Source organism: Pseudarthrobacter sp. NPDC055928, assembly GCF_042270935.1.
In the GTDB taxonomy this organism is placed as follows: domain Bacteria; phylum Actinomycetota; class Actinomycetes; order Actinomycetales; family Micrococcaceae; genus Arthrobacter.
In genome coordinates, this window is record NZ_JBHJZH010000010.1 from 173,486 (window position 1) to 180,551 (window position 7,066).

The 7,066-nt window shown below is 64.2% G+C and carries 7 protein-coding genes; 5 read left to right on the top strand and 2 right to left on the bottom strand.

The annotated features are described in order from the left end of the window. Window positions 1–2: 2 nt before the first annotated feature. The gene (locus ACFC25_RS14060; protein ID WP_376046109.1) at window positions 3–1,751 is read right to left on the bottom strand and encodes a serine/threonine-protein kinase; all 1,749 of its coding nucleotides are present in this window, start codon (window positions 1,749–1,751) and stop codon (window positions 3–5) included. 150 nt (window positions 1,752–1,901) lie between these two features. Between ACFC25_RS14060 and lipB the strand changes: the two genes are divergently transcribed. From lipB to ACFC25_RS14080, 4 genes are all read left to right on the top strand, one after another. After that, window positions 1,902–2,570, top strand: coding sequence for a lipoyl(octanoyl) transferase LipB (gene lipB / locus ACFC25_RS14065; protein WP_376046112.1), 669 nt, complete (start codon window positions 1,902–1,904; stop codon window positions 2,568–2,570). Next, window positions 2,567–3,574 (top strand): lipoyl synthase, encoded by a 1,008-nt coding sequence (gene lipA, locus ACFC25_RS14070; protein ID WP_131134238.1) that lies wholly within the window; start codon window positions 2,567–2,569, stop codon window positions 3,572–3,574. The genes lipB and lipA overlap by 4 nt, the downstream gene beginning before the upstream one ends. An 86-nt stretch (window positions 3,575–3,660) precedes the next feature. Next, window positions 3,661–4,413: a DUF4191 domain-containing protein gene (locus ACFC25_RS14075; protein ID WP_337347773.1), complete on the top strand. Its 753-nt coding sequence runs from the start codon at window positions 3,661–3,663 to the stop codon at window positions 4,411–4,413. A gap of 94 nt (window positions 4,414–4,507) precedes the next feature. Beyond that, window positions 4,508–4,864, top strand: coding sequence for a DUF3817 domain-containing protein (locus ACFC25_RS14080; protein ID WP_376046115.1), 357 nt, complete (start codon window positions 4,508–4,510; stop codon window positions 4,862–4,864). A gap of 9 nt (window positions 4,865–4,873) precedes the next feature. On the opposite strand, the gene ACFC25_RS14085 is transcribed toward ACFC25_RS14080, so the two are convergent. Continuing rightward, window positions 4,874–5,311, bottom strand: coding sequence for an RDD family protein (locus ACFC25_RS14085; RefSeq protein WP_376046118.1), 438 nt, complete (start codon window positions 5,309–5,311; stop codon window positions 4,874–4,876). Window positions 5,312–5,572: 261 nt separating this feature from the next. Between ACFC25_RS14085 and glnA the strand changes: the two genes are divergently transcribed. Next, window positions 5,573–6,997: a type I glutamate--ammonia ligase gene (gene glnA, locus ACFC25_RS14090; RefSeq protein ID WP_337347771.1), complete on the top strand. Its 1,425-nt coding sequence runs from the start codon at window positions 5,573–5,575 to the stop codon at window positions 6,995–6,997. The last annotated feature ends 69 nt before the right edge of the window (window positions 6,998–7,066 follow it).

A 7,066-nucleotide genomic window follows, 5' to 3' on the forward strand; every position in this document is an offset into this window, starting at 1 on the left:
TGTCACGGCCCTGGCAGAATCTCAAGGATCCGCCACTTGCCCTCCACCTGGACAAGGACGAGCTTGAGCTGCTGGGCCGGGGCCGCGGGGCCTTTTGCCACCAGCGCACCCGAGCGGTCCTGTTCCTCATAGGGTGACGCGGCCGAGGTGAGCGCTACCACCGCCCTGTTGTCGTCACTGTCCGGAAGGACACGCACCTCGGACAGGAAGCTCGTGAAGCCGGCCAGTACATGGCCCGACGCGCGGAGCGGTCCGCCGATCTGCTCGTCCGCGGCTGCCGCCGTCGAGCCTTGCACGTTGACCTGGTCCAGCAGTTCCAGCCGTCCCGAACTGAAAGCCAAGGACCTCAGCGCTGCCAGGCCCTGGACAGCTTCTTCCGGGTCTGCCGAGCCCACCCGGGCAGTAATGTCCACCGGAATTGTGGTTTCGGGCCTCACACCGGCCTGACTTTGACGGCTGGCCGTGCTGTCCGCCCGCCCGTGGTTGGGGGCAGGCGGAGCCTGGCCAACCGGAGCAACCAGCAACCAGGCAGCCGCGAGAACTGCCAGCATGGTCGCTACGATGGCGATCCTTGCCGTACGGCCGGGCATGCGAGGGGCCGACGGACTGTCCCTGTCGTTCTCCTTGGCCGTGGCCTTGGCCTGTAAACGAACCGCATGCGCGCCCAGGGCTTTGGAACGAGCCCGCTTGCCGGAAGCCTGCGTGGCGTCTATAGGCCTGGGCTCCCCTGGGCCCGCGTGCCGCCCGCCTGGACCTTTCTCGCCGGGAAAGGGCAGGCCCTGCCTGGCGCCAACCACACCGGACCATTTCGACGTGGAAATCCGCCTCCGCAGGGCATGGAACGATTCCCGAAGCCCTGATCCCGAACGTTCGGGAACCGGGCGGCGGGTCAGGAGGTCCGGAAGAACACTGGGATGTACGGAGCCGGCCAGGTCAACAGGCAACGGAGCGGCACTGCGGTAGATCGCGACGGCCAACTCAGCGGCAGAGGGCCTGCGACGGCGGTCTTCGTGAAGGCCCGCCTCGAGGGCCTCGGCCAGTTCCGTGGGGACCTCGGGAAGGATCAGCGGAAGCGGCGGACGGTCGGCAGTCCGGGCCGGGGCGTCGCCGGTGAGGCAGTACCAGCCCAGCGCGGCGACGGAATAGACGTCCCGCTCCGGCTGCAGGCCCGCCCGCACCGCATCCACCCCCGCGGGGTCCATAAATCCCCGCGTGCCGTGGCCGGGCACCGCGGCAGGATCCCCAACCATCCGTGCGATGCCGACGTCGGCCAGCAATGGTTTGCCGTGGCTGGTGAACAGCACGTTGCCGGGCGATACGTCCGAGTGCGTGAAGCCACTGGAATGCAGATAGCCCAGCACCTGCGCAACGGGCGTCAGCACAGTCACCGTCTCACCGACAGTGAGCTTTCCACGGCTGGACACGAGTTGGGCCAAGGAACCACCGGGGGCGTAATCCACCAACAGGCCCAGCACTTCGGAGGAACCCATCGACACGCGGAGTACATCGTGGGCCTTGATGAGGTGCTGGTGGTCAAGCGCGGACAGGATGCGAACCTCCCGGCGGACATCACTTTCGGCCGTGGGGTTCGGGGCCGGGCCTGGTCCTGGGGTTTCCGGCGCAAAGCACTTGAGCGCAAAGTCCCTGCCCGTGCGATGCTCAGTCACAAGCCAGACGGTGGAGCTCCCGCCCCGACCCAGCTCGCGTCCCACGGTAAAGCCGGGTACCTCCGGAACTGCAGAATCAGCCATGGCTTATGTCTAGCGGAATCCGGCGGAAGCCGCAGAAGTTATCCACAGCCGGTCGGCGCGGGCCGCCGGCTCAGGCCCGCCGATGTTGGAGAAGTGAGAGCTTGGACACTAAACCGGAAGCAATGCCGGCCGGGGTCTAAGCTGGATGCCATGACTCTTGAGTTTTCCACGCTGGGTCTTGCACCGGATTTCGTTGATTACAGGTTGGGCTGGGATACCCAGCGCGAACTCCATGACAAAGTCGTCGCAGCCCAGGCGCCCAGCACAGTCCTCATCCTTGAACATGCCGCTGTCTACACAGCCGGCAAGCTGACCGAAGAGCACGAGCGTCCGCTGGACGGCACGCCGGTCGTGGCAGTGGACCGGGGCGGCAAGCTGACGTGGCACGGCCCCGGCCAGCTGATCGCCTATCCGATCCTCAAACTGAAGAACCGCTCGGGCATCCGCGACTACGTGGAACGGCTCGAAGCCGTCATGATCGCCGTGATGGCTGACTACGGCATCAACGCAGAGCGCATCAAGGGACGTGCAGGGGTATGGATCAAGGCCGACAGCAAGGGACCGGACCGGAAGATCGGCGCAATCGGCATCCGCGTCCTCGACGGGGTCACAATGCACGGCATCGCCATCAACTGCAACAATGATCTGGCACCCTATGCCCAGATCATTGCCTGCGGCATCACTGACGCCGGCGTCACCACGATGTCCATCGAAGCCGGCAAGGACATCGCCCCCGGCGATATCGCTGAGCGGCTCGTGGAAGAATTCCGCAAGCACGAAGAAGCACTCGTATCAAGCCCCGAAGGAGCTCTACTGTGACACTGGCACCAGAAGGCCGGAAGATGCTGCGCATTGAGCAGCGAAATGCGGCCACTCCGGTGGAGCGCAAGCCGGATTGGATCAAAGCCAAGGTCCAGATGGGCCCGGAATTTGTCCAGCTGAAGAACCTGGTCAAGAAGGAAGGCCTCCACACCGTCTGTGAGGAGGCCGGCTGCCCGAACATCTTCGAATGCTGGGAAGACAAGGAAGCCACGTTCCTGATCGGCGGCTCCGAGTGCACCCGGAGGTGCGACTTCTGCCAGATCGACACCGGCAAGCCGTCCCCGGTGGACATGTTCGAACCCACCAAGGTGGCCCGCTCCGTACAGGCCATGCAGCTGCGTTACGCCACCGTCACCGGCGTGGCCCGCGACGACCTCGCTGATGAAGGTGTCTGGCTCTACGCCGAGACGGTCCGCAAGATCCACGAGCTCAACCCCGGCACCGGCGTCGAGCTTTTGATCCCTGACTTCTCCGGCAAGCCCGAGCACATCGAGGCGATCTGCGATTCCAAGCCCGAGGTATTCGCGCACAACGTCGAGACCGTGCCGAGGATCTTCAAGCGGATCCGCCCGGCGTTCCGGTACGACCGCTCGCTGGATGTCATCACGCAAGGACGTAACCTGGGCATGGTCACCAAGTCCAACCTGATCCTGGGCATGGGCGAGACCCGCGAGGAAATTTCCGAGGCGCTCCGTGACCTGCATGAGGCCGGCTGCGACCTGATCACCATCACCCAGTACCTGCGGCCGTCCGAACGGCACCTCCCGGTGGACCGGTGGGTCAAGCCGCAGGAATTCGTTGACCTCCAGCAGGAAGCGGACGAAATCGGATTCCTCGGGGTCATGTCCGGGCCGCTGGTCCGATCCTCCTACCGCGCCGGCCGGCTTTGGGCCACCGCAATGCGCAAGAAGGGCTGGGAAATCCCGGCCGAACTCGCCCACATCGAAAGCTCCGGCAGCACCCGTCAGGAAGCCAGCTCGCTGCTCGCAGCGCATTCCTGACCACACAGCTGTTGTGCCTGAGGGCCGGCGCCGGGCGTTCTCCGGCGTCCGGCCCTCAGGCATAAATCACGTAGAATTAAGGCACTATGGCGAAATCCCCTGATTCCAGCAACTCCACTCCGGCGGCCTCAGACGCCCCGAAGCGTGGCCTCTTCTCGCGCAAGCCAAAAGAAGCAAAGGTCAAGAAGCCCAGCCGGCTCAAGCAAATAGGCGAGGTCTTCAACATGACCCGCCGCCACGACCCCATGGTGCCGTGGCTGATGCTGCTGGTTTTCCTGGGCGTTGTGGCCCTCAGCTTCCTGGTGGGTTTCTGGCTGGACAACTGGATCACCGGCCTGATCATCGGCATTCCGCTGGGCCTGCTCGGCGCAACCTTGATCCTGTCCCGGCGCGCCGAACGGGCAGCGTTCGCGCAGATCGAGAACCAGCCTGGTGCCTCGGGCGCGGCCCTGGGGACGCTGAAGCGCGGCTGGATCACCGAGGACCAGCCAGTAGCAGTCAACCCACGCACCCAGGATGCCGTGTTCCGCGCCATCGGCCGTCCCGGCGTCGTTCTTGTCAGCGAGGGGCCAACCCACCGCGTCAAACCGTTGCTTGATGCCGAACGCAAGCGCCTCGCCCGGATCCTGCCCAATGTCACGGTCCACGTGATTGAGAGCGGCCGCGGCGAAGGGCAGGTGCCCATCAGCCAGGTGGCCAAGAACATGGGCAAGCTGAAAAAGGAACTTACCAAACTTGAGGTCAATGCGGTGTCGAAGCGGATTTCGTCACTGGGCAACCGCCTCCCCATTCCCAAGGGCATCGACCCCTACAAAGCGCGTCCCAACCGCGGACGCTAGCACGTATGGAGCCGTCCCGGTTCCGGCCAACGCCGGCACCGGGACGGCTTTCTTTTGCCGCTACGTTGCGCAATCGAACTCAGAGATTGGACCCATGACAATGCCGCTGAAAACCGTGACCGTCCGCGCTTTCCGGATCCTCGCGATCGCCGAAGCCTTCAGTTGGGCCGCGCTGCTGACGGGCATGTATTTCAAGTGGATCGCCAAGACCAGCGAGCTGGGCGTGGAAATCGCAGGCCCCATCCACGGAGCACTCTTCGTCGGCTACGGCATCGCAGCCCTCGCCCTATGGCGGCTCCAGCGCTGGCCGTTCACGGTCGCCCTGTTCGCCGGCCTGTCAGCAGTCTTCCCCTTCGCGACCATCGCCTTTGAGCGCTGGGCCGGAAAGCGGGGGTACCTCAGCGAGGGTGCCACCGAGCACACCGACGCCAAGGAAACAGCCGGGGTCTAGGGACCGCGCCTATCGCCGGACCAAGACCGTGTTCATTGCCTTGTCGTGGAGGCCGCGGTGGTCCGGATCGAAGATGACGGCCGGAATCCCGAGGCACAGAAGCAGTGCGCGCACCACGGCGGCCAGCGGACCGGCCGGGCCGCCGCCCAGCCGCACCACGTGGATCCCTACCAGTCGGTGGCCGATGCTGTAGCCGAGCGTGCCCACAAGGAGCATCTGTTCGGCGGCAAAGACGGCAAGGTTTGCCCAGGGGTCGCCGCCAAAGGCGAAGTTGCTGATCAGCAGGGCAATGCCCCAATCAACGAGTATCGCCACAATGCGCCGGCCGGCCCGTGCGATGGAGCCTGGACCGGTCTCGGGCAAGCCGAGGCGCTCCCCCGGATACCTCGAGATACCGGAGGTGTCCGGTCCGGTGAGCCAGGAGCCAATGTCTTTGCGATCTACCACTGTCCAAGCTTACCGACTCACCAACGTTCATACTGTGGAACCTGTTAGACCACAGTATGGACACGGGATAGCGTTGCCATAACAGGGCATTCTGTAACCTGCCCGAAACAATGTGGACACGGACGGGAAATGCCGTGTCCATAGGCTGGGTGCAGTTTCAAGCAATACCACCAAGCAGGGAAACTGCGTTTCTCTGCCCTTCGGATTGCGCTGGATCAGATGGCTTGCCAGCCAGATATTACATATGCGTTAGGAGCATAGATGTTCAAGAATGCGGACGAAGTCCTCAAGTTCATCAAGGACGAAGATATTAAATTCGTCGATATCCGCTTCACCGACCTCCCGGGCGTCCAGCAGCACTTCAACGTGCCGGCCAAGAGCGTTGACGCAGACTTCTTCGTCAACGGCCAGCTCTTCGACGGATCTTCCATCCGCGGCTTCCAGGGCATCGCCGAGTCCGACATGCAGCTGATCCCGGACGTCACCACCGCATTCCTGGACACCTTCCGCATGGAAAAGACGCTGGCGCTGAACTTCTCCATCGTGAACCCCCGCACGGGCGACCCGTACCACCGCGACCCCCGCGGCGTTGCTGAGAAGGCCGAAGCCTACCTCGCCTCCACCGGCATCGCCGACACCGCGTTCTTCGCACCCGAGGCCGAGTTCTTCGTCTTCGACAACGTCCAGTACCAGTCCTCCCCGCAGGGCAGCTTCTACAAGATCGACTCTGAAGAAGCACACTGGAACACCGGCCGCGAAGAAGAAGGCGGAAACCTGGGCTACAAGACCCCCGTCAAGGGCGGTTACTTCCCGGTCTCCCCCACCGACAAGCAGGCCGACCTGCGCGACGCCATGTGTGTCGCCCTGGACGAGGCCGGCCTTGAGGTCGAGCGCAGCCACCACGAAGTCGGCTCCGCCGGCCAGGCTGAGATCAACTACAAGTTCACCACCCTGACCCACGCTGCTGATGACCTGCAGAAGTTCAAGTACGTCGTCAAGAACACGGCCGACGCCTGGGGCAAGTCCGTGACGTTCATGCCGAAGCCGGTCTTCGGTGACAACGGCTCGGGCATGCACTGCCACCAGTCGCTGTGGAGCAACGGCGAGCCGCTGTTCTACGACGAGAAGGGCTACGCCGGCCTGTCCGACACCGCCCGCTGGTACATCGGCGGCCTGCTGAAGCACGCCGACGCCGTTCTGGCCTTCACCAACCCGACGGTGAACTCCTACCGCCGCCTGGTCAAGGGCTTCGAAGCCCCCGTGAACATGGTTTACTCGCAGGGCAACCGCTCCGCCGGTATCCGCATCCCGATCACGGGCACCAACCCCAAGGCCAAGCGCATCGAGTTCCGCGCGCCGGACCCCTCCTCCAACCCGTACCTGGCATTCGCTGCCCAGCTGATGGCCGGCATTGACGGCATCCGCAACCGCATCGAACCCCCGGCTCCGATCGACAAGGACCTCTACGAGCTCCCCGCCGAAGAAGCCAAGGACATCCCCAAGGCTCCGGGCACCCTCGAGGAGGCCCTGACGGCACTGGCTGCGGACAACGAGTTCCTGCAGGCCGGCGGTGTGTTCACCCAGGACCTGATCGACACCTGGATTGAGTACAAGTACGAGAACGAGATCAAGCCGCTCTCGCTGCGCCCGAACCCGTACGAGTTCGAGCTCTACTACGGCGTCTAGCACCCACAGCTGAACACCGGTTCAGCCACCAGAGTCCGCCCGGGCGGCCAGCATTGCGCTGGCGGCCCG

What these genes read in the sequence shown, in the direction of transcription:
- ACFC25_RS14080 (WP_376046115.1), top strand. Translation starts at nt 4,508, where the DNA reads ATGACAATGCCGCTGAAAACCGTGACCGTCCGCGCTTTCCGGATCCTC.
- glnA (WP_337347771.1), top strand. Translation starts at nt 5,573, where the DNA reads ATGTTCAAGAATGCGGACGAAGTCCTCAAGTTCATCAAGGACGAAGAT.
- ACFC25_RS14075 (WP_337347773.1), top strand. Translation starts at nt 3,661, where the DNA reads ATGGCGAAATCCCCTGATTCCAGCAACTCCACTCCGGCGGCCTCAGAC.
- lipB (WP_376046112.1), top strand. Translation starts at nt 1,902, where the DNA reads ATGACTCTTGAGTTTTCCACGCTGGGTCTTGCACCGGATTTCGTTGAT.
- ACFC25_RS14060 (WP_376046109.1), bottom strand. Translation starts at nt 1,751, where the DNA reads ATGGCTGATTCTGCAGTTCCGGAGGTACCCGGCTTTACCGTGGGACGC.